At 64.0% G+C, this 19,863-nt stretch carries 12 protein-coding genes; 7 read left to right on the top strand and 5 right to left on the bottom strand.

The window, feature by feature from the left end; all coding sequences use genetic code 11:
* Positions 1-316 precede the first annotated feature (316 nt).
* Positions 317-3,718 carry a DUF11 domain-containing protein gene (locus tag LPW39_RS04300; RefSeq protein ID WP_230771610.1) on the top strand — a complete coding sequence of 1,134 codons (3,402 nt, stop codon included), beginning with the start codon at positions 317-319 and terminating at the stop codon, positions 3,716-3,718.
* A gap of 102 nt (positions 3,719-3,820) precedes the next feature.
* On the opposite strand, the gene LPW39_RS04295 is transcribed toward LPW39_RS04300, so the two are convergent.
* The 4 genes from LPW39_RS04295 to LPW39_RS04280 form a co-directional block, all read right to left on the bottom strand.
* Positions 3,821-4,267: a GatB/YqeY domain-containing protein gene (locus tag LPW39_RS04295; protein ID WP_230771609.1), complete on the bottom strand. Its 447-nt coding sequence runs from the start codon at positions 4,265-4,267 to the stop codon at positions 3,821-3,823.
* 151 nt (positions 4,268-4,418) lie between these two features.
* Complete coding sequence (gene rpsU / locus LPW39_RS04290; protein ID WP_007833691.1) at positions 4,419-4,631, bottom strand: 30S ribosomal protein S21; 213 nt, start codon at positions 4,629-4,631, stop codon at positions 4,419-4,421.
* 238 nt (positions 4,632-4,869) lie between these two features.
* Positions 4,870-6,117 carry a BaiN/RdsA family NAD(P)/FAD-dependent oxidoreductase gene (locus LPW39_RS04285; protein ID WP_230771607.1) on the bottom strand — a complete coding sequence of 416 codons (1,248 nt, stop codon included), beginning with the start codon at positions 6,115-6,117 and terminating at the stop codon, positions 4,870-4,872.
* Between the two features lie 75 nt (positions 6,118-6,192).
* Positions 6,193-7,101 (bottom strand): DUF3626 domain-containing protein, encoded by a 909-nt coding sequence (locus LPW39_RS04280; RefSeq protein ID WP_230771606.1) that lies wholly within the window; start codon positions 7,099-7,101, stop codon positions 6,193-6,195.
* A gap of 163 nt (positions 7,102-7,264) precedes the next feature.
* Here LPW39_RS04280 and tenA point away from each other — a divergent pair, with 163 nt between their 5' ends.
* From tenA to LPW39_RS04250, 6 genes are all read left to right on the top strand, one after another.
* Positions 7,265-7,930: a thiaminase II gene (tenA, locus tag LPW39_RS04275; RefSeq protein ID WP_230771604.1), complete on the top strand. Its 666-nt coding sequence runs from the start codon at positions 7,265-7,267 to the stop codon at positions 7,928-7,930.
* A gap of 228 nt (positions 7,931-8,158) precedes the next feature.
* Entirely contained in the window at positions 8,159-8,392 is a 234-nt protein-coding gene (locus LPW39_RS04270) for a hypothetical protein (protein ID WP_230771603.1), read from the top strand.
* Positions 8,393-9,117: 725 nt separating this feature from the next.
* Positions 9,118-10,836 carry an MdtA/MuxA family multidrug efflux RND transporter periplasmic adaptor subunit gene (locus LPW39_RS04265; protein WP_330166588.1) on the top strand — a complete coding sequence of 573 codons (1,719 nt, stop codon included), beginning with the start codon at positions 9,118-9,120 and terminating at the stop codon, positions 10,834-10,836.
* 13 nt (positions 10,837-10,849) lie between these two features.
* Positions 10,850-13,960, top strand: a complete 3,111-nt coding sequence (locus LPW39_RS04260; protein ID WP_133858084.1) for an efflux RND transporter permease subunit — start codon at positions 10,850-10,852, stop codon at positions 13,958-13,960.
* Positions 13,957-17,148 (top strand): efflux RND transporter permease subunit, encoded by a 3,192-nt coding sequence (locus tag LPW39_RS04255; RefSeq protein ID WP_230771601.1) that lies wholly within the window; start codon positions 13,957-13,959, stop codon positions 17,146-17,148. Before LPW39_RS04260 ends, LPW39_RS04255 begins: the two co-directional genes overlap by 4 nt.
* 6 nt (positions 17,149-17,154) lie before the next feature.
* Complete coding sequence (locus LPW39_RS04250) at positions 17,155-18,609, top strand: efflux transporter outer membrane subunit (protein ID WP_230771599.1); 1,455 nt, start codon at positions 17,155-17,157, stop codon at positions 18,607-18,609.
* A 167-nt stretch (positions 18,610-18,776) separates the two neighbouring features.
* On the opposite strand, the gene LPW39_RS04245 is transcribed toward LPW39_RS04250, so the two are convergent.
* A complete protein-coding gene (locus LPW39_RS04245) occupies positions 18,777-19,853 on the bottom strand; it encodes a DNA/RNA non-specific endonuclease (protein WP_230771598.1) in 1,077 nt (358 codons plus the stop codon).
* Positions 19,854-19,863: the final 10 nt, after the last annotated feature.

The raw sequence follows: 19,863 nt of genomic DNA, 5'->3' as shown, positions 1-19,863 counted from the left end.
TAACGAGATGGTGTCTATGCGCTGGCAAACATGCGCACGACGCGATACACCACTAGCAATACGGTGTATTAAATCGTGAAATAAAATGATACATAAATAACGAATTGAAATTTTCTTGATCGGTATCAAGCTTGGCAGGTCCTGTTCTTGCTCTTATGACTTCCAGGGCATGGGAACCCAACGCCGATTTTTTTGATAGTAGATTGAGTTAATGATTTTTTAAAGTTCAACTCATGGACATCGGCCCTGATGCTGCAATGGCTCAGGGCCTTGGCATTTCGATGCCGATGTTTTCTGAAAGATGGGTCAGGTTGTGATGGGATCAGTGACTGGTGTGGCACCTGGTGCCCAATGGGTGCGCGGTGTGGTGTGGCTTTGTGGTCTGCTGGGGCTGGCATCCGCCCATGCCTCAGATGAGGTGACCGCCGTATGGGGCAGTTTCAACAGCAACAGTTGGACCGCCAATGTTGCCAATGCGTCGACTGCGACGCCAGCCAATGGGCATAACGATTTGCTGGCGTTCACGGCCGGTGGTGTGCGCTATTCGACAGGGGTCAATGATGCGGTGCTGGGTGGTGTTTTTCAGCCGGTGGTGTTCCAGGCTTTCACGCCCAATGTCAGCTCGGTGCCAGCCGCTGGCGGGCTCAATGCAATTGCCCAAAGCGCCAGCTACGATACCTCCAAGAGCCGTGCCGACTACCTGTCTGACGGCGTGCGTGGCCTGGATCTGAGTACGGCCTTGTTCAATATCCCGGCGAGCTCGCTGCGCTTCAGTGCGAGCGTAGGCAATCCGGAATCCACCACCGATGATGTGCCCGATGTGCTGGTCACCCAGGTAGGGCAGCCATCCACCAAGACAGACTCGTTTTACTTTATTGACGAGAACGGTGCGGTGGTGGGCAAAAGCGTCAGCATCGCGCTGAACGGTGTGCAGATCGTAGCCCGGCAGAACTGGCAGTTCTGGAATCCGAACCACACCAAGTCGACGATCGCAGATGGCAATCGGGACTTGCGGATGGTCGCCTACCACTTCAGGGACTTTGGCATCACGCCGCAGAACATGGGGCAGGTGGCTGGCTTTGTACAAGCCTTGAGTGGCGATTCGGACATCGCCTTTGTCGCCTACAACCAGGAAGCCGTCAGCACCCCTGCCGCCTTGAGTGTGCAAAAGACCAATGGGGTGGCGGCCATTACCAAGGGGGGGCGCACGGTCTACACCGTCACCGTGACCAATACTGGTGGCTCACTGGCCAGCGATGTCTCCTGGATGGACAGTCCCACAGGGCTGCGCGTGCTGGGCATTGTGGCCGGGGCGGTGGGTGCGGGCAGCGATGCTGGTGTGTGCAGCAGCAATGGATGCACGGGCCTGCGCCTGGCGCCGGGTGCCTCTGTGGCCTACCAGGTCGAGGCCGAGGTCACCGGCGTAGCCGGCAGCATGGCATCGAACACGGCCGTGGTCGATGGTGCCAATTGCCGCAACGGCAGCCCCGCCAGCTGCAGCAGCACCGATACGGATTTGATCGTCGCGGCCGACTCGGTCAGCATCGTCAAGACCAATGGGCAGGACCGCCTGACCGTGGGTGCCGAGACCAGCTACAACGTGACCTTGAGCAACAGCGCAGCGACCGCGTTCTCGGGTCTGAGCTGGAAGGATGTGCCTAGCGGCATGACCATCAGTGGGATCCGTGCAGGCACCGTGGGGGCTGGCAGTGACGCAGGCACTTGCACCATCACCGGCTGCAGCGGCATCAGCCTGGCAGCGGGCAAGTCCATTCAGTATCTCGTCACGGCCAAGCTGCAGGCGGGCGTCGCTGCCGGTGCTTCGGTCAGCAACAAGGCAGTGGTGCAAGGCGGCACCTGTACCAGCGAGTCGGTGACCGGCTGCGCCAGCACCGATACCGACCTGGTGGTGTCGGCGGCCAACATGCACATCAGCGCGAGCAATGGTGTGGATGTGCTGGCCCAGGGCGCTGGTACTGTCTACCAGGTGGTGGTGCGCAACACCGGCGGCAGTGCCGCTGCGGGCCTGCGTTGGGCCGCAAGCCCGGCTGGCCTGCGCATTGACCGCATCAGTGCCCCCACGGTGGGCGCCAACAGCGATGCGGGCCTGTGCACCGTCGCAGGTTGCTCGGATATCGCCGTGGCTGCGGGCGAATCGATCGCGTATGCGGTACAGGCGACTGTCACCGGCGAGGTCGGTGCAGGCAACGCACGCAATGCCCTGACGCTGACTGGCGCTGCTTGCAGCGGCGGCAACAGCTGCAGCGCTGAGGACCGCGATGCCATCGTGCCGCCCGTTGCCCTCAGCATCCGCAAAAGCAATGGCGTGGATGCGCTGACCGAAGGCGCGCGCAGCCGCTATACCGTCACCATTAGCAACAGCGGTGGCATGCCTGCCAGCGGCCTGTCCTGGTTGGACCACCCCGAGGGCATGGAGGTCGAGTCCATCACGCCAGTGGCAGCCATCGCACCCAGCGATGCTGGCAATTGCAGTCTGCAGGCGCCGATAGGCTGCAGCGCCATCACGGTTGCCGCCAATGCCAGCGTCAGCTACCAGGTGCAAGCGCGGGTTACCGCCTTGGTGGGCGGCCGTGCTGATGCCGCCGTCAGCAACACCGCTACGTTGACAGGTGGCCATTGCGATGCGGCAACGCCCTGCGTTGCAACTGACACCGATGTTCTGCGCACGCCCGTGCATCTGAGCTTGCGCCAGACTGCCGCCGCAACGGTGGAGGTGGGCCAGGCGCTGGACTACCAGTTCCGCATTGGCAACAGTGGCCAGACGCCGGTCGCCGCCGGGCAGACGTTGACGGTGGCCGAGGCCTTGCCCGATGGCATGCGCTTGACGGGGGCGACGCCCGGTGCGGGTGTGGCATCGGTGGTGTGCGGTGGCGAGCCTTTGCTATGCGAGCTAGTGCTGGACGCTGCGCTGGCGCAGGGCGCCAGCGCGCTCTACACCTTGCATGCGGTGGCGCCAGCGCTGGCTGGCAGCATCACCAACCATGCAGCGATTGACCCACTGGGTGGCAGCAAGCCGCCGGTGCCCGGCGCGGCTTGCCTGCCTGCCGACAGCTGTGCCCAGGCGCGCACCGAGGTGCTGACCCCTGCCCATATCAGCGTGCTCAGCAGCAATGGGGTGGACCAGGTGCTGGAAGGCAGCAGCACCCGCTATGTGGTGACGCTGCGCAACCAAGGCGGCATGCCTGTGCAGCTGCAGTGGGACGATGTGCCCAGCGGCATGGTGGTGACGGAGATCAGCGCGACCGAGGTCGGCGCCAACAGTGCCGCCGGAGTGTGCAACCCGTCCGGTTGTACCGGCGTGACGCTGGCGGGCGGCGAATCCATCCACTATGCCGTGCTGGCGCAGATCACCGCCATGGTGCCTGCGCGTGTGCGGAATCTGGCCCGGGTAACGGATGCGGCCCAGTGCAGTCAGGACGCGCCTTGCAGCAGTGAGGATGAGGACGAGGTCTACCGCAGCAGTGTGGAGGTGGACCCTCCTGCGCCCACTCCGATACCAGAGCCAACGCCAACGCCAACGCCGCAACCGCAACCGCAACCGCAACCAGTGCCGGAGCCTACGCCACCGGTAAGACCGTCGCCTGCGCCAGTTGCGGTGCCCACGGTATCGCCGGCAGGGCAGTTGCTGATGTCCTTGCTGCTGGCGGGATGTGCAGCGCTGGGCTTGCGTAGCGCGCGGCAGCGCCGCCGCCACTGAGCGCCGCGCGCCCACAAAAAAACCACTGTAGCTAGGTGCTGCAGTGGTTTTTTTAGGTCAGCTCAAGGAGGCGCCAGCGCCCCTTGGCGTGCATTGATGCGATCAGGGTGCCAGTGCGGCCTTCACAGCAGCAGAGACCTGGCCCATCTCGGCCTTGCCGGCCAGCTGGGTCTTGACGGCAGCCATGACCTTGCCCATGTCGCCGGGGCCGGAGGCACCCAGTTCAGCCACGATGGCCTGGACGGCGGCGGTCACTTCTTCGGCAGACATGCGCTGCGGCAGGTAGGCCTTGATGACGTCGATCTCCGACTTTTCCTTGTCGGCCAGGTCCTGGCGGCCGGCAGTTTCAAACGCGGCGATGCTGTCCTTGCGCTGCTTGATCATCTTGTCGACGATGGCAATCACCATCGTGTCGTCGAGCTCGACGCGCTCGTCCACTTCCTTCTGCTTCATCGCAGCTTGCAGCAAGCGGATGGTGCCCAGACGTTCGGTGTCCTTGGCGCGCATCGCGGTCTTCATGTCTTCGGTGATTTGTGCTTTCAAGCTCATAACATGCTCCTGTTGGCAGGCCGTCCAAGCAAGCAGCGGTCTGCCTGAAAAATCTGGCGATGGCCAGAAAACAAAAAACCCGCGCCTGGCGTCCCGAGCGCGGGTGGTATCACAGCCTGGGCAGATTGCGTCAGGCCTGTGAGAGCTGCGATCAGTACAGCTTCTTGGGCAGTTGCATGCTGCGAACGCGCTTGTAGTGGCGCTTCACGGCAGCAGCCTTCTTGCGCTTACGCTCAGCGGTTGGCTTTTCGTAGAATTCGCGAGCGCGCAGGTCGGTCAGCAGGCCCAGCTTTTCGATGGTGCGCTTGAAGCGGCGCAGCGCAACGTCAAAGGGTTCGTTTTCTTTTACACGGATAGTCGTCATTAGCTAATGTTTCCATTGGTGCCAACAGCGGGTTTTGGGGAAGATCGCGCCCCAAAGCCTTGAATGGCGGTTTTGCCCTGTCATATTGACTAGTATTGGCAGACAGGGCTTTGCCAGCAAAGAGGTGGGATTATAACCAATTTTTGATCAATGGGCAATACGGACGCGGTTGGCGCGCCGCTGTGGGGCTTGAACTGTTGCTCTGACGCGCCGTTCGCTCCCTGCTGCTGGCGTGCTGCTACTGGCTTTCTGCGATGCCCGCTGCGCAGGCGGCTGCACTGGCCCAGGCCCATTGAAAGTTGTAGCCGCCTAGCCAGCCGGTGATGTCCACCACCTCGCCGATGCAGTAGAGGCCCGGCACCTGCTTGGCCTCCATCGTCTGCTGCGACAGCTCCTTGGTGTCCACACCGCCTACAGTGACCTCGGCCTTTTTATAGCCTTCGGTGCCGGTGGGGGTCAGCTCCCAGCGCGTCAGGCGCTCGGCCAAGCGCAGCAAGGCCTTGTCGCTGGCCTCGGCGATGGGGCGCTGCCAATCGGCATCCTGTGCCACCCAGGCATCGGCCAGGCGCGAGGGCACGAGGCTGGCCAGCTCATTGGCAATCAGCTTGCGCGAGCGCTGCTTGGCCGCCAGCAGCTGCTCGGCCACATCCACCTCGGGCACCAGATTGATGTCGATGGCCGTGCCGGGCGTCCAGTAGCTGGAGATCTGCAGGATGGCCGGCCCGGACAGACCCCGGTGCGTGAACAGCAGGTCTTCGTTGAAGCTCATGCGGGTTTTCTTGCTGCCAGTGCCGATCACCACCGGCAAGGCCAGGCCCGCCAGCTGTGCATAGGGTGCCCAGGCACTGCCATCAAATGTCATGGGCACCAGGCCCGGCACACGCGGCACCAGCGCCAGCCCAAACTGCTGGGCCAGGCGGTAGCCCAGGTCGGTGGCGCCAATCTTGGGGATGGACAGGCCGCCGGTGGCGATCACCAGGTGTCGGCAGTGTACTGTGCCCTGGGCGGTGCTGACCTGGAAACGCTGGCCATGGGCATCGGTGTCGAGCGCCGCGACAGCGCTGACGGCGCAGGGTTGCCAGTGGGTGACCTGGCCGGCGCGGCACTCGGCCATCAGCATCGCGATGATGTCTTCGGCGGAGTGGTCGGCAAACAGCTGGCCCTTGTGCTTCTCGTGGTAGGCAATGCCGTGTTTGTCCACCATCGCCACAAAATCGGCCGGCCCAAAGCGCGACAGCGCCGAGCGGCAGAACTGCGTGTTCTGCCCGACAAAATGCTTATGGGGCTGGCGCACATCCAGATCGCGGTTGGTGAAGTTGCTGCGCCCGCCGCCCGAGATGCGGATCTTTTCCGCCACCTTGGCTGCATGGTCGATCAGCAGTACCTTGAGCCCGCGCTGGCCGGCCTGCGCCGCACAAAACAGGCCGGCTGCGCCTGCGCCAATGATGACGGTATCAAACCGGTGGGTGGGTGCGGGAGAAGACATGCGGATCCGGAGGATGGGCGGGCCCTGCGTGGAGCGCCTGCGCCGACAAAAGCAGCGATTATCGGTGATGCGGCCCTAACCCGACTGCCTGCCCAGGTGGGCGATGCAATGCCAGGCCTTTTTCAGCAGCGGTGCCGGATAGCGATGGCGGGCCTGGGCCTGGCCCAGAGCGGCTGGCGTGAGCCCGCCCGGCGCCTGCTGCAGCATATGGGCCAGCACCTCGGCCACCTCGGCACCCCGGTACTGGCTGGCCTGCGCCAACTGGTTCGCCTGCAAGCGGTAGCCGGGGTGAAAGCGCAAGGCCAGACCGGACTGCTGCACGGCCTGCGCCAGCGGTGTATCGCAGTAGCAGGGGTCCAGCCAGACGGCCGCCACATCGCGCGCCAGCAGCAGGCCGCCATGCACCTGCGCTTCCACATAGTGGTCCAGCGGGTCGGCCAGTTGCAGGCATTGCAGCTGCTGCCAGTCCATCTGCTGCCAAAGGCCCACATGGTGGGGCTGCCAGTAGCTGTCGGGGTCGCAAAAGCTGCTGCGTGCCGTGGCAGCGCTGTGCAACTGCAGATACGCCGATCCAAAGCGGGGCGCGGCGCCATAGCCCCGGTGGCCTGGATGGCCCAAGGGCTCCAGGTCCACCGCGCCGTACACGGGCCGCTCTGCGGGGTCGGCGTGGTTGTAAGCGCCCGCAAACTGCTGGTCCTCCCACTGCCAGCGCTCGCCCTGGGGCTGCGGGCTGTAGCTGCCATTGCTGCGGCCGCTTTCAAACTGCGACTGGTAGCGCCCTTGCTGGCACAGCAGCGCCAGCAGCGGCTGGCCTTGAACGATCCAGTCGGGGACCATCCAGTCCGGGACCATCCAGTCGGGATGAAAGTGCACATGGATCGGTGCGGGTGCAGGTGAGTGCTCGCGCACCGGGCCGCCACGGCGCTGCACGGCCTGCAGCGCCTGCTGCTGGGCAGTGGTCAACAAGGGTGCGGGGCTGGACATATGGGCAGGGCAGGTTCGGTTGAAGGTCCATGGACTGCAGTGCATGGATCGTAGCCGCTTCTGCGCTGCATGCATGCCCTGGTTGTCATGGGGTTGGATGCTGCCAAACCCGGCAGTGCTGGCCGACAATCAGCGCTTGTCTTCGATCACTTGAGGAGTTTGCATGTCGTTTTGCCAGGGCTTGTGGCAAGCCAACCAGGCGCTGTACCAGCGCACCTTGGACCATCCCTTCAACCGCGAGCTGGCGGCAGGCAGTTTGTCGGTCGAGCGCTTTCGCCATTACATGATCCAGGACGCGCATTACCTGGTCGCCTATGGCCGTGCGCTGGCGGTAGCTGCCGCCAAGGCCGACCATGCCGATGGCGTGGTGCAGTTTGCCAATGCAGCGAACGAGGCCGTGGTGGAGGAGCGCAAGCTGCACGATGGCTTTATGCGCGACTTTGGCATCAGCGCGCAGGACTTTGCCGCCACGCCACTCACACCAGCATGTCACCACTACACCAGCTTTTTGCTGGCCAACAGCTGGTCGGAAAGCTACCCGGTGGCGCTGGCGGGGCTGCTGCCTTGCTTCTGGATCTATGCCGAAGTAGGGCGCGATATCCATGCCCGCTCACAGCCCGACAACCCTTACCAGGCCTGGGTGGACACCTATGCCAGCGAGGAGTTTCATGCCGCCGTGCGCGCCGTCATTGCCACCATCGACCGGCTGGCCGAAGGCGCTGACAGCGCCACCCGCACGCGCATGGCGGAGGCCTACCGCTATAGCGCAGAGCTGGAATGGATGTTTTGGGACAGTGCCTACCAACTGGGGCGCTGGCCCACACGCTGAGCGGCGCCCAAACGGCGTTGCGCTGCCGCGCTGTAAATCTCGGGCAGCGGGGTCGTAAAGTTATGCAATGCGGCTCCACAGCGCGATAGGCTGGCGGTATTCGCCTACAGGCGCTTTCGAAAAACGGTCTTACGCTTCGTGGCATCCATTTACCAGATGCGCCAACGCGCAGACCCCGAGCAAGTCCGAGGCCTACACGCACGTATCGCAACCATATAAGGAGTTGCCATGTTATCCACCAACACGACCCACACCGCTTACCACGCTCCCGTGTTTGAACCCACGGTCGATGAGTTGGCCGTTCTGAAGAAATTGGAACTGGGAGAAAAGATTTCTCTGGAGGATGCCGTGCATGCGCACGTCTCCAAGCGCCTGCTGGAACGCGGCATGGTGGTGGAGCGTGAAGGCTACATGGCCATCACTGCAGAAGGCCTGCAACAGATCAAGCGCAACGATGCCTGATCCTCAGTCCGCTGTTCTCCACAGCACCCAGGCAGCCTAAGCAGGCTGCCTTTTTTTTCATCATGAATCGTTTTGTGCCATAGCTTCAACAACTTAGATGGCTTATCTACAGCTGTGCACAGACCTTTCCACAAGATTGTGCCCATGGACTGGGGACAACGCGGTGATGGCTCAAAGAGGGCGTTGCTCCAGGCTTGAACTGCTGAACAACCACCGCTGAACAGGCCAGAACCTGCAGTAATGTCTGGTCAGGCCCCGCTATGCCTCAATTTTGGGCAAGTACTGCATTTCTATTAGAAATCAGCAGCTTGCCCTGCTTATCTACAAGATTCTTCACAGCTTTCCACAGTATTGTGCCCGTGCAATGGGGACAATGCGGGCGAGGCCGTGCGGCACAGTGCTTTTGGGTTATCCGTCTGCTTGGCAGGCGCTGCGCAAGTGTTGGCTTACTTGGGCTGTGCAGCTTCAAGTACCGCCATGGATGCCTGTAGCCGCCGACAGAACAGCGGCGCAAAAATCTGCGCAGCCAACAGCCTTGCCAAGGGCTTGTGGCCATGGAATCTCAGTAGACTCGGGGCTGGCGGCGCGGGTGTTTACTTATCTTCGCAGTCGGTACAGGGCAGGTGCAACATGGCTGCACTAGGATGCGGTCATTCTTTACATGCCGGTGCCGATGGGGGAGTTTCGCCCGAGCCCGCTGTCATCTACCTCTACCGATTGCTGCCATGGACCATAACTCCAATAATTCAACCCGTCCCACCACCACCCCAGCTCCAGGCGCGGCAGACGCCGGGCTGAACACCGGTGCTGCAGCAGCACCCAAGCGGCGCAGCCGTTGGCTGGGCTCTACCATCGCCATCGTGCTGGTAGCAGGCTTGGCGGGCGGGGCCTGGTACCTGGTGCAGAGCAAGAAAAACCCGAGCGGCATGTCCGCTGGCGCCCCCGGCATGGGTGGCCCACCCGGTGCAGGCGGCCCGCCCGGCATGGGCCCCGGTGCGATGCGCGCCATGGCGGTGACGGTGGGCAGCGCAGCGGCCAAACGCCAGACCCTGCCGGTGACCTTGACGGCGATGGGCACGGTGGTGCCCACCACCACGGTGACCTTGACCACCCAGGTCTCGGGCATTCTGCGCGATGTGTTGTTCACCGAAGGCCAGATGGTCAAGAAGGGCCAAAAGCTGGCGCAGATTGACCCCCGCCCGTTTGAGCAAGCGCTGCAGCAGGCCAAGGGCCAGTTGGCGCGCGACCAGGCGCAGCTTGATGCAGCGCGCGTGACGCTCAAGCGCTACCAGACCCTGTGGGACCAGGATTCGATTGCCCGCCAGGACCTGGACACGCAGGCCGCGCTGGCCAAGCAGCTCGAAGGCACGGTGCTCACCGACCAGGCCCAGGTGCAAACCGCCCAGCTCAACCTGGGTTATGCCACCATCACCTCGCCCATCGATGGCCGCATTGGCTTGCGCACGATGGACCCGGGCAACTACATCAGCGCCGGTGGCACCACTGGCATCGCTGTCATCACCAAGATCGCGCCGATTGATGTGAGCTTTACCGTGCCGCAGGACCATATCCCCTCGGTGCTGGGCGCGCAAAAGGCCGATGCTCGCCTGCCCGTGGCAGCGCTGGACCGCGCAGGTAACAAGACCCTGGCCCAGGGCGTGTTCCTGACCTTGGACAACCTGGTGGACACTGCCACCGGCACCGTCAAAGCCAAGGCCCGGTTCGACAACAGCGATGGCTCGCTCTTCCCCAACCAGTTTGTGAATACGCGCCTGACCTTGAAGGATGAGAGCGCACTGGTGATTCCGGTCACCGCCATCCGCACCGGCGGCAATGGCGACTTTGTCTACGTGATCAACGCCGACCGCACCGTGACCCAGCGCACTGTCATCCGGGGCATGAGCACGGTCGAGTGGGTGGCCATCAACTCCGGCCTGAAAGAGGGTGAGTTGGTGGTGACCGAGGGCGCTGACCGTTTGAAGGACGGCGCTGTGGTGGCGCTGCAAGGCGATACCCCCACCCAGGCGCATGGCGCCAGCAGTGGCCGGCGCGGTGCGCGCGAGGGCGGCCCGCGCGAGGGCGGTGGGCGCCGAGGCAATGGCGAAGGCCGGGGCGCCAATGGTGCGGCACCCGGCGGTGCGGCACCTGGTGCAGCGGCATCCGGCGCAGCAGCGGGCAATGGCGCGCCCGCCGGCGGTGGTGGTGGGGGTGGTGGTGCAGCCGTTGAGCCCAATGCCGGCCAGCCCAGTGCTGCAGCCCCTGCGGTGACCCCAGACCAGCCAGCTGCTGGTGCCGGTGGTTCTGGCGGTTCAGGTGGCTCGGGCGGAGCAACCTCTGCGACCGGATCAAGCCAGACCGCACCCGCCATCAAACCGGAGGAGGTGCCCAAGGGCATGGCGCCAGCGGCCAGCACCGTGCAACCCGCCCAGCGCGCCAACCAGTAAGGCGGGCTGAGCGATGAGTCCTTCCCGTCCCTTTATCCAGCGGCCGGTGGCAACGGCCTTGCTGATGCTGGCCATCGTGCTGACCGGTCTGGTGGGCTTTAGGCTGCTGCCGCTGTCGGCGCTGCCCGAGGTGGATTACCCCACCATCCAGGTGCAGACCCTGTACCCCGGCGCCAGCCCCGAGGTGATGAGCCGCACGGTGAGTGCGCCGCTGGAGCGCCAGCTCGGCCAGATGTCCGGCCTGGACCGCATGGCATCGACCAGCGCGGCCGGCGTGTCCATCGTGACCTTGCAGTTCCAGCTGGGCTTGTCGCTGGATGTGGCCGAGCAAGAGGTGCAGGCAGCGATCAACGCCAGCAGTGCCTTGCTGCCGGCCGACCTGCCCGCTCCCCCGATCTATGCCAAGGTGAACCCGGCCGACACGCCGGTGATGAGCCTGGCCATCACCTCCAAGGAGCTGCCGCTCACCGAGGTGCAGAACATCGTCAACACCCGCCTGGCGCAGAAGATCAGCCAGGTCGCGGGCGTCGGCCTGGTCAGCCTGGAAGGCGGGCAAAAGCCTGCGATGCGCATCCAGGCCAACACCCAGGCGCTGGCCGCCAATGGCATCACCTTGAGCAGCCTGCGCACTGCCATCAGCAATTCCAACTCCAACACCGCCAAGGGCAGTTTTGACGGCCCCAAGCGCTCCTACTCGATCAACAGCAATGACCAGCTGCTGACCGCGGACGACTACATGAACCTGGTGGTGTCCTGGAAGGACGGCGCACCGGTGCTGATGAAGGATGTGGCGCGCGTGGTGGCCAGTGCCGAGAACGACCGGCTCGCCGCCTGGGTCGATGAGACGCCGGCCATCATCCTGAATGTGCAGCGCCAGCCCGGCGCCAATGTGATTGCGACGGTGGATGCGATCAAGCAGCGCCTGCCTGAGCTCACTGCGTCCCTGCCGGCCTCGGTCGAGGTCAAGGTGCTGACCGACCGCACAACCGGCATCCGCGCCTCGGTCGAGCATGTGCAGATGGAGCTGGCGCTGGCCGTGGTGATGGTGGTGTTGGTAATCTTCTTCTTCCTGCACAGCCTGCGTGCCACGGTGATTGCGAGCCTGGCCGTGCCCATTTCGCTGATCGGCAGCTGCGGGGCCATGTACCTGCTGGGCTATAGCCTGAACAACCTGAGCCTGATGGCGCTGACGATTGCCACCGGCTTTGTCGTCGACGATGCGATCGTGATGATCGAGAACATTGCGCGCTATATCGAAGAGGGCGAGACGCCGATGGCTGCGGCCTTGAAGGGCGCAGCGCAGATCGGCTTCACCATCATCTCGCTGACCGTGTCGCTGATCGCGGTGCTGATTCCGCTGCTCTTCATGGGCGATATCGTCGGGCGCCTGTTCCGCGAATTTGCGGTCACCCTGGCCATCACCATCCTGATCTCGGCGGTGGTATCGCTGACCCTGGTGCCGATGATGTCGGCGCGCTGGCTCAAGCAAGAGGACACCAGCGCGCACACGCGTGGCTGGGCTTCTTCGGTACAGCGCGGTTTTGACAAGGTGATCCACCATTACGACCGGGGCCTGCACTGGGTGTTTCGCCACCAGGCGCTGACCCTGGTCGTGGCCGTGGCCACCGTGGTGCTGACGGGACTGCTCTACCTGGCCATTCCCAAGGGCCTGTTCCCGACGCAGGACACCGGTCAGTTGCAGGCGCAAATCGAGGCGGCGCAAGAGGTCTCCTTTGCCCGCATGAGCAATTTGCAGCAGCAGGCCGTGAGCGCCATCCTGCAGGACAAGGATGTGGCCTCGGTCAGCTCGGTGGTGGGGGTGGATGCCGCCAACAACACCATGCTCAACACCGGCAGCCTGTCGATCAACCTGACCCGCCCGCATGATGCTCAGGACGAGGTGATGCAGCGCCTGCGTGAGCGGGTGAGCCAGGTGGCAGGGGTGCGCATTTTCCTGCAGCCCTCGCAGGACCTGACCATCGACTCGCAGACCGGCCCCACCGAATACCGGCTGTCAATTGGCGGCGTGAACACCGACCAGGTCAATGACTGGACGCAAAAGCTCGTCAGTCAGCTGCAGAACGTGGCCGAGGTGCGCAATGCCACCAGCGATGCCGGGCGCAAGGGCCTGTCGGCCTATGTGAATGTGGACCGCGATACCGCATCGCGCCTGGGCATCAGCGCCAGCAGCATTGATGACAGCTTGTACAGCGCCTTTGGCCAGCGCATTGTCTCGACCATCTTTACCGAGACCAACCAGTACCGCGTGATTCTGGAAGCGCAGCAAGAGCAGCTCAACAGCGTGCAGACCCTGGGCAACCTGGCCATCAATGCCAGCAGCACGGGTGCGACGCCGCTGTCGGCCATTGCCAAGATCGAGGAGCAGATGGCACCGCTGCAGGTGACCCGCGTGTCGCAGTACCCGGCTGCCACCTTGGGCTTTGACACGGCACCTGGCGTATCGCTGGGCCATGCGGTCGATGCCATCAAGCAGGCGGCCAAGGATATTGGCATGCCCGCGTCGCTGACCATGGAGTTCCTTGGTGCTGCGGCTGCCTACCAGAACTCGCTCACCAGCCAGCTGGTGCTGATTCTGGCGGCCCTGGTCTGCGTCTACATCGTGCTGGGCGTGCTGTACGAGAGCTATGTGCACCCGATGACGATTCTGTCCACCTTGCCGTCGGCGGGGGTGGGCGCCTTGCTGGCGCTGATGATCAGCGGCAACGACCTGGGCGTGATTGGCATCATCGGCATCATCTTGCTGATCGGCATCGTCAAGAAGAACGCGATCATGATGATCGACTTTGCGATCGATGCCGAGCGCAACCAGGGCATGGGGCCGCAAGAGGCCATCCACCAGGCGGCCTTGCTGCGCTTCCGGCCCATCCTGATGACGACCCTGGCCGCCTTGTTTGCCGCACTGCCGCTGATGTTTGGCTGGGGCGAGGGCGCTGAGCTGCGCCGCCCACTGGGCCTGGCCATTTTTGGCGGGCTGATGCTGAGCCAGTTGCTGACCTTGTTCACCACGCCGGTGATCTACCTGGTGTTTGACCGCCTCGGCGCCCGCTTTGGCCGCCGCCAAGCCGGCAATGCGGATGGCAGCCATGCCGAGGTGCAGGCATGAACCTGTCCGAGCCCTTCGTCAAACGCCCGGTCGCGACGGTCCTGCTGACCATCGGCATGGCACTGGCGGGCATTGCCGCGTTCTTTGCGCTGCCGGTGGCGCCCTTGCCGCAGGTGGATTACCCGGTGATCTCGGTGTCGGCCAGCCTCTCGGGCGCGAGCCCGGAGAACATGGCCTCCAGCGTGGCCACACCGCTGGAGCGCCACCTGGGCGTGATTGCCGGGGTCAACGAGATGACCTCGCGCAGCTCGACCGGCTCGGCCAATGTGACCTTGCAGTTTGACCTGAACCGCGACATCAATGGCGCCGCGCGCGAGGTGCAGGCCGCCATCAATGCCGCACGCACCGATCTGCCCTCGGACCTGCGCAGCAACCCCACCTACCGCAAGATGAACCCCTCGGATTCGCCGATCATCATCTTGGCGATGACCTCGCCCACGCGCACGCCCGGCGAGCTGTATGACGAGGTCTCCAACGTCGTGAGCCAGCGCATCTCCCAAGTAGATGGCGTGGGCGATGTGGAAATCGGCGGCGGCTCCTTGCCCGCGGTGCGGGTTGAGCTGCTGCCCCAGGCGCTGAGCCACTACGGCATTGCGACCGAGGATGTGCGCGCCGCCATCCAGGCCGCCAATGCCAACCGGCCCAAGGGCGCTATCGAGAGTGGCGGCAACCGCCTGCAGATCTACACCCCGGCGCCCGAGCGCAAGGCCAGCTGGTACCAGGGCCTGGTGGTGGGCTGGCGCGATGGCGCGGCGGTCCGGCTGGGCGATGTGGCGCGCGTCATCGACGGGCCGGCCAATGTCTACACCATGGGCCTGTTCAATGGCCAGCCTGCCATCCTGGTGCTGATCACGCGCCAGCCGGGCGCCAACATCATCAACACCGTGGACAACGTGCGCAAGCTGCTGCCCGAGCTGCAGGCCCAGCTGCCCAAGGATGTGAAGATCCAGGTCGCCAGCGACAGCACCAACTCCATCCGCTCGTCGCTGCATGAGATCGAGACCACGTTGATGGTCTCGGTGATCCTGGTGGTGCTGGTGGTGGGCGCCTTTATCCGCAAGGCGCGCGCCACGGTGATTCCGGCCGTGGCCACCGTGGTGTCCTTGCTGGGCACCTTTGGCGTGATGTACCTGCTGGGCTTCAGCCTCAACAACCTGAGCCTGATGGCGCTGACGGTGGCCACCGGCTTTGTGGTCGATGACGCGATTGTGGTGCTGGAAAACACCAGCCGCCATATCGAGCAGGGCATGGACAAGATGGCCGCTGCCTTGCAGGGCGCGCGCGAAGTGGGCTTTACCGTGCTGTCGATCAGCCTGTCCCTGGTGGCGGTGTTCATACCGCTGCTGTTCATGGAAGGCCAGATCGGCCGCTTGTTCAAGGAGTTCGCCGTGACCTTGTCGGTCGCGGTGATGATCTCGCTGGTCATCTCGTTGACGACCACGCCGATGATGTGTGCCTGGTTTCTGCGCAACGAGGATGCCATCGAGACGGCGCCGCGCAGCCGCTTTGCCCGCGCGCTGGAGTACGGCTATGGCTGGATGCTGCGCGTCTATGAACGCTGCCTCGATTGGGCGCTGCATGCCAAGCTTGTCGTGATGCTGATCCTGGTGATCGTCATCGGCATGAACGGCTATCTGTTCATGCATGTGCAAAAGGGCTTTTTCCCGCAGCAGGACAACGGCCAACTGGCTGGCGGCCTGCGCGCGGACCAGAGCATCTCGTCCACAGCGATGGCGGGCAAGCTCAAGGAGGCACTGTCCATCATCCAGCAGGACCCGGCCATTGACACGGTGGTGGGCTTTGCCGGTGGCAGCCGCTCGGGCGGGGGCTTTGTGTTCATCAACCTCAAGCCGGTCAGCGAGCGCGATGTGACCAGCCTGCAGGTGGTGGCGCGGCTGCGTCCGCAGCTGTCGCAGATCACCGGTCTGCGCGTGTTTCTGAATCCGGTGCAGGACTTGCGCATGGGCGGACGCTCGTCCAATTCGACCTACCAGTACACGATCAAGAGCGACAACACCGCCGACATGAAGAAATGGGCCACGCGCCTGGCCGAGCGCCTCAAGGAGGAGCCCTTGCTGCAGGACGTGGACACCGACCAGTCGGAGAGCGGCGTGGAAGTGTATGTGGAGGTGGACAAGCAGGCAGCAGCGCGCCTGGGGGTGAACTCCAAGTCCATCAACAATGCGCTCTACAACGCCTTTGGCCAGCGGTCGGTGGCCACCATCTACAGCGACCTGAACCAGTACTCGGTGATCATGGAATGGGCGCCGGAATACACACGCGGGCCACCGGCGTTGCAGGATATCTATGTGCCCTCCAACCTGAGCGGCACCGAGGGCACGGCGGCCAACCCGGCGCTACGCAGTGCATCGACCGGCAGCGTGATCAGTACCAGCGTTGCCACCATGGTGCCGCTGTCGAGCTTTGCGAAAGTGATGGAGCGCCCCGCGCCCACCACCGTGAACCACCAGGACGGCGAGCTGTCGACGACGATCTCGTTCAATCTCGACGATGGCGTGGCACTGAGCGAAGCCCAGCAGGTGATTGCCCAGGCCGAGGCCGATATCGCCATGCCGATCAATGTGCGCGGCAGCTTCCAGGGCACGGCCCTGAGCTTTCAGAAATCGCAGAACCAGCAGCTTTACCTGATCCTGGCCGCGATCGTGGTGATCTACATCGTGCTTGGCATGCTCTATGAAAGCCTAGTACACCCGATCACCGTGCTGTCCACCCTGCCATCGGCCGGTGTGGGTGCCGTGATTGCGCTGATGCTGTTCAACATGCAGTTCACGGTGATTGCGCTCATCGGGGTGTTCTTGCTCATTGGCATCGTGAAGAAAAATGCCATCCTGATCATCGACTTTGCGCTGGAGGCCGAGCGATCGCGGGGCCTGTCTGCCATTGATGCGGTGCGCGAGGCCTGCCTGCTGCGCTTCCGCCCCATCTTGATGACCACCTTGGCGGCCGCGCTGGGTGCCTTGCCACTGGCCATTGGCTTTGGCCAGGGCTCGGAGCTGCGCCAGCCGCTGGGCATCGCCATCATTGGTGGCCTGCTGGCCAGCCAAGTGCTGACCCTGGTCACCACCCCCGTGGTCTACGTGCTGCTGGACAAGCTGCGCCGCCGCGCCCCTAACGAGCGCGACCTGGGCCGTGCCTCGAACGACGGCATGCCCACCCTGGAACACTGATACGCCATGACGCCATCTTTCGCTTTTTCTCCTTCTCTCCGTGCGGCCCGGCCTGCGCCCTTGCTGCGCAGCCTGGCGCTGGCACTGTGCTGCGCCGGCCTCTTGAGCGCCTGCTCGGTGGCCCCCGTTTACCAGGTGCCGACCACCCCGGCGCCCGCCAGCTTCAAGGAAGCCGGCGCGCTCTGGCAAAGCGCCCAGCCCAACGATGCCGTGGACCGGGGGGATTGGTGGACGCTGTTTGCGGACGAACAGCTCAACCAGCTCGCTGCCCAGGTGCAGGTGGACAACCAGAACATTGCAGCGGCCGCAGCCGCCGTGCAGCAGGCCCAGGCGGCGCTGCGCGTGGAGCAGGCCGGCTTGCTGCCGAGCGTCAATGGAACTTTGGGCCAAACGCGCCAGGGCGGCGGCCAGTCCAATGGAAATGGCAGTGCCTCGCTGGGCATCAGTGCTGCCTGGGATGCAGATCTTTGGGGCCGCCTGCGCGAGTCGGTCAGTGCGGCGCAAAGCAGCGCCCAGGCCAGCGAGGCCGATCTGGCCGCAGCGCGCCTGTCGGCCGTGGGCAGTCTGGTGCAAAACTACTTCAGGCTGCGCGAGGCCGATGCCGAAATGCAGATCCTGCAGCAGTCGATCGAGGGCTACCAGCGCAGCCTGCGGATTGCCCAGAACCGTTACGACGTAGGGGTGGAGGCGCGCACGGCGGTGCTGCAGGCGCAGACCACCTTGACGAATACGCAAGCCAGTGTGGAATCCCTGCGCCAATCCCGCCAGACCTATGAGCATGCGATTGCGGTGCTGACAGGGCAGGCACCGGCCCAGTTCGACCTGCCACCCGCCGCCTGGAATGTGACCGTGCCCGAGATCCCCGGCGTGGTGCCCTCGACCCTGCTGGAGCGCCGGCCCGATATTGCAGCGGCCGAACGTGCGGTGGCTGCGGCCAATGCCCAGATCGGCGTGGCCCAGGCCGCTTATTACCCGAGCCTGAGCCTGAGCGGCTCGCTCAATCGCTCCGGCTCCAACCTGGGCAATTTGTTCAGCGCCTCGGGCCTGCTGTGGTCTTTGGGTGCATCGCTGAGCCAGAGCATTTTCAACGCCGGTGCCACCACGGCACAGGTCGATTCTGCCCGCGCCGCGCATGCGGCCCGAACTGCGACCTACCGCCAGTCGGTGCTGGCGGCCTTCCAGGCGGTGGAGGATGTGCTGAGCAATGTGGCCGCCCTCAATGCCCAGAAGCCGCTGCTGCAGCAAAGCCTGGATTCGGCAGAGAAGGTGGAGCAGCAGATGCTGAACCGCTACCAGCAAGGCCAGGTGCCGTACACCGATGTGGTCACCGCCCAGGCCACCGCCCTGTCGGCGCGCCGCTCGCTGATCCAGCTGCAGCTGAACCAGCAACTGGCGGCGGCCCAGCTCATCCAGGAGCTGGGTGGCGGCTGGCATGCCGATTGGATGAAGCCGGGCGCCTAAAGCGCCAGATGATGCTTCGAGCCGTTAACACGACCCAGCAAACCGAAGGTTTGCGGTTGAGACTTGGCGTCCCCGACTAGGCGTCAAGTTGCAGACAGTACAGGCGTACGGCAAGGCTTGGCGCGGCCGGCGAGGTAACAACGTATCAAGTGTTGTGTTAGCGGCTCCTAGTGCAGATGGGGCAAGAAATTGCGCCCTGTCCGCTGCACAAACTGTGCATAGCTCATCGGCGCGCCCAACTGCGCATCGCCCTGGTTGGGCAGCACCCAGGCCCAGGCGCGCTGCTGCTGCTCATCAAACACCAGCTTGTACAAATGGCTGGGCACCCAGACCTGGTTGCGCCCAATGGTGGGGGTGTGGCCTTCGAACAAGGGACCGGTGTAGACAAACACATTGCCGCTGGCACGCTTGGCATATTTGCGCACATCCGCTTCCAGCTTGGACCAGACCTGGCGGTTGTGGGTAGGGTCCTGCGGCACCATGTTGGAGAGCGCAAAGGACTGCGCCATGCCCGTAGCAGTGCTTTGGTCCGCCGCCGGCGCCATATGGCCCCGGTCATATCCACTCGCCTGGTAATCGGACAGCTCGGCCTTGTAGGCGGCGCGCAGTCGCGCATCGGCATAGAAGTGGTCGGTACGCGGCAAGCCTGCCGCGCTTTGCAGCCGCTGGCGGCTCAGGCGTTCCACGGTGACGATCGGAGTTTTCGACAGCCCCGAGTACAGCACCGCGAACCCTGTAGAGCACAAGGTCACCGGCATCCAGCTGCGGCCCACGCTAGCCGCGCTGAGCGGCGCGCTGGCGGGCAACTGCTCGGCACATTCGGCAAAGCCCTCGCGGCCTTTGTCGTTGTTGCCTTGGCTGGAGGGGGCTTGGGCGCTGGGTGCTGAGGGAGCGCTCGCGTGGCCGGCGTCTGGTGCACCGCCCCGGCTTTGCCGCGCAATCTCCGTAAAACGGGCCTGCCAGTCTGCAGCGGTGGACTGGATCCCGTCGACCCAGTGCTGGACGGTTTGCACTGGCGGTTGGCGCTGGAGCCATTGCGTGCTGCTGCTGATGGCCCATTGGCGAATGTGGTCGAGCTGCGGCACATAGGCCGCAGACGTGATGGCTGCGACTACGCTGTAAGCCGCTATCGCCCCTTTGCCCAAGAGGCCACGCAGAAAACCGCGCAACAGACCGGGCGCGGATTTGGATGTTTTTTTCTTCTTGGCGGGGCGCTTGGCTGAACGGGGAGGAGGGCAGGCCATGAACTACAAC

Source organism: Comamonas koreensis, assembly GCF_021026195.1.
Taxonomy (GTDB): Bacteria; Pseudomonadota; Gammaproteobacteria; order Burkholderiales; family Burkholderiaceae_C; genus Comamonas; species Comamonas koreensis.
The sequence above is the reverse complement of the archived record's forward strand: the minus strand, read 5'-3'. Positions and strand labels throughout refer to the sequence as shown.

Coding starts and splice junctions, on each gene's coding strand:
- LPW39_RS04250 (WP_230771599.1), top strand. CDS start 17,155: ATGACGCCATCTTTCGCTTTTTCTCCTTCTCTCCGTGCGGCCCGGCCT.
- LPW39_RS04260 (WP_133858084.1), top strand. CDS start 10,850: ATGAGTCCTTCCCGTCCCTTTATCCAGCGGCCGGTGGCAACGGCCTTG.
- rpsU (WP_007833691.1), bottom strand. CDS start 4,631: ATGACGACTATCCGTGTAAAAGAAAACGAACCCTTTGACGTTGCGCTG.
- LPW39_RS04295 (WP_230771609.1), bottom strand. CDS start 4,267: ATGAGCTTGAAAGCACAAATCACCGAAGACATGAAGACCGCGATGCGC.
- LPW39_RS04285 (WP_230771607.1), bottom strand. CDS start 6,117: ATGTCTTCTCCCGCACCCACCCACCGGTTTGATACCGTCATCATTGGC.
- LPW39_RS04245 (WP_230771598.1), bottom strand. CDS start 19,853: ATGGCCTGCCCTCCTCCCCGTTCAGCCAAGCGCCCCGCCAAGAAGAAA.
- LPW39_RS04280 (WP_230771606.1), bottom strand. CDS start 7,101: ATGTCCAGCCCCGCACCCTTGTTGACCACTGCCCAGCAGCAGGCGCTG.
- LPW39_RS04265 (WP_330166588.1), top strand. CDS start 9,118: ATGGACCATAACTCCAATAATTCAACCCGTCCCACCACCACCCCAGCT.
- tenA (WP_230771604.1), top strand. CDS start 7,265: ATGTCGTTTTGCCAGGGCTTGTGGCAAGCCAACCAGGCGCTGTACCAG.
- LPW39_RS04255 (WP_230771601.1), top strand. CDS start 13,957: ATGAACCTGTCCGAGCCCTTCGTCAAACGCCCGGTCGCGACGGTCCTG.
- LPW39_RS04300 (WP_230771610.1), top strand. CDS start 317: ATGGGATCAGTGACTGGTGTGGCACCTGGTGCCCAATGGGTGCGCGGT.
- LPW39_RS04270 (WP_230771603.1), top strand. CDS start 8,159: ATGTTATCCACCAACACGACCCACACCGCTTACCACGCTCCCGTGTTT.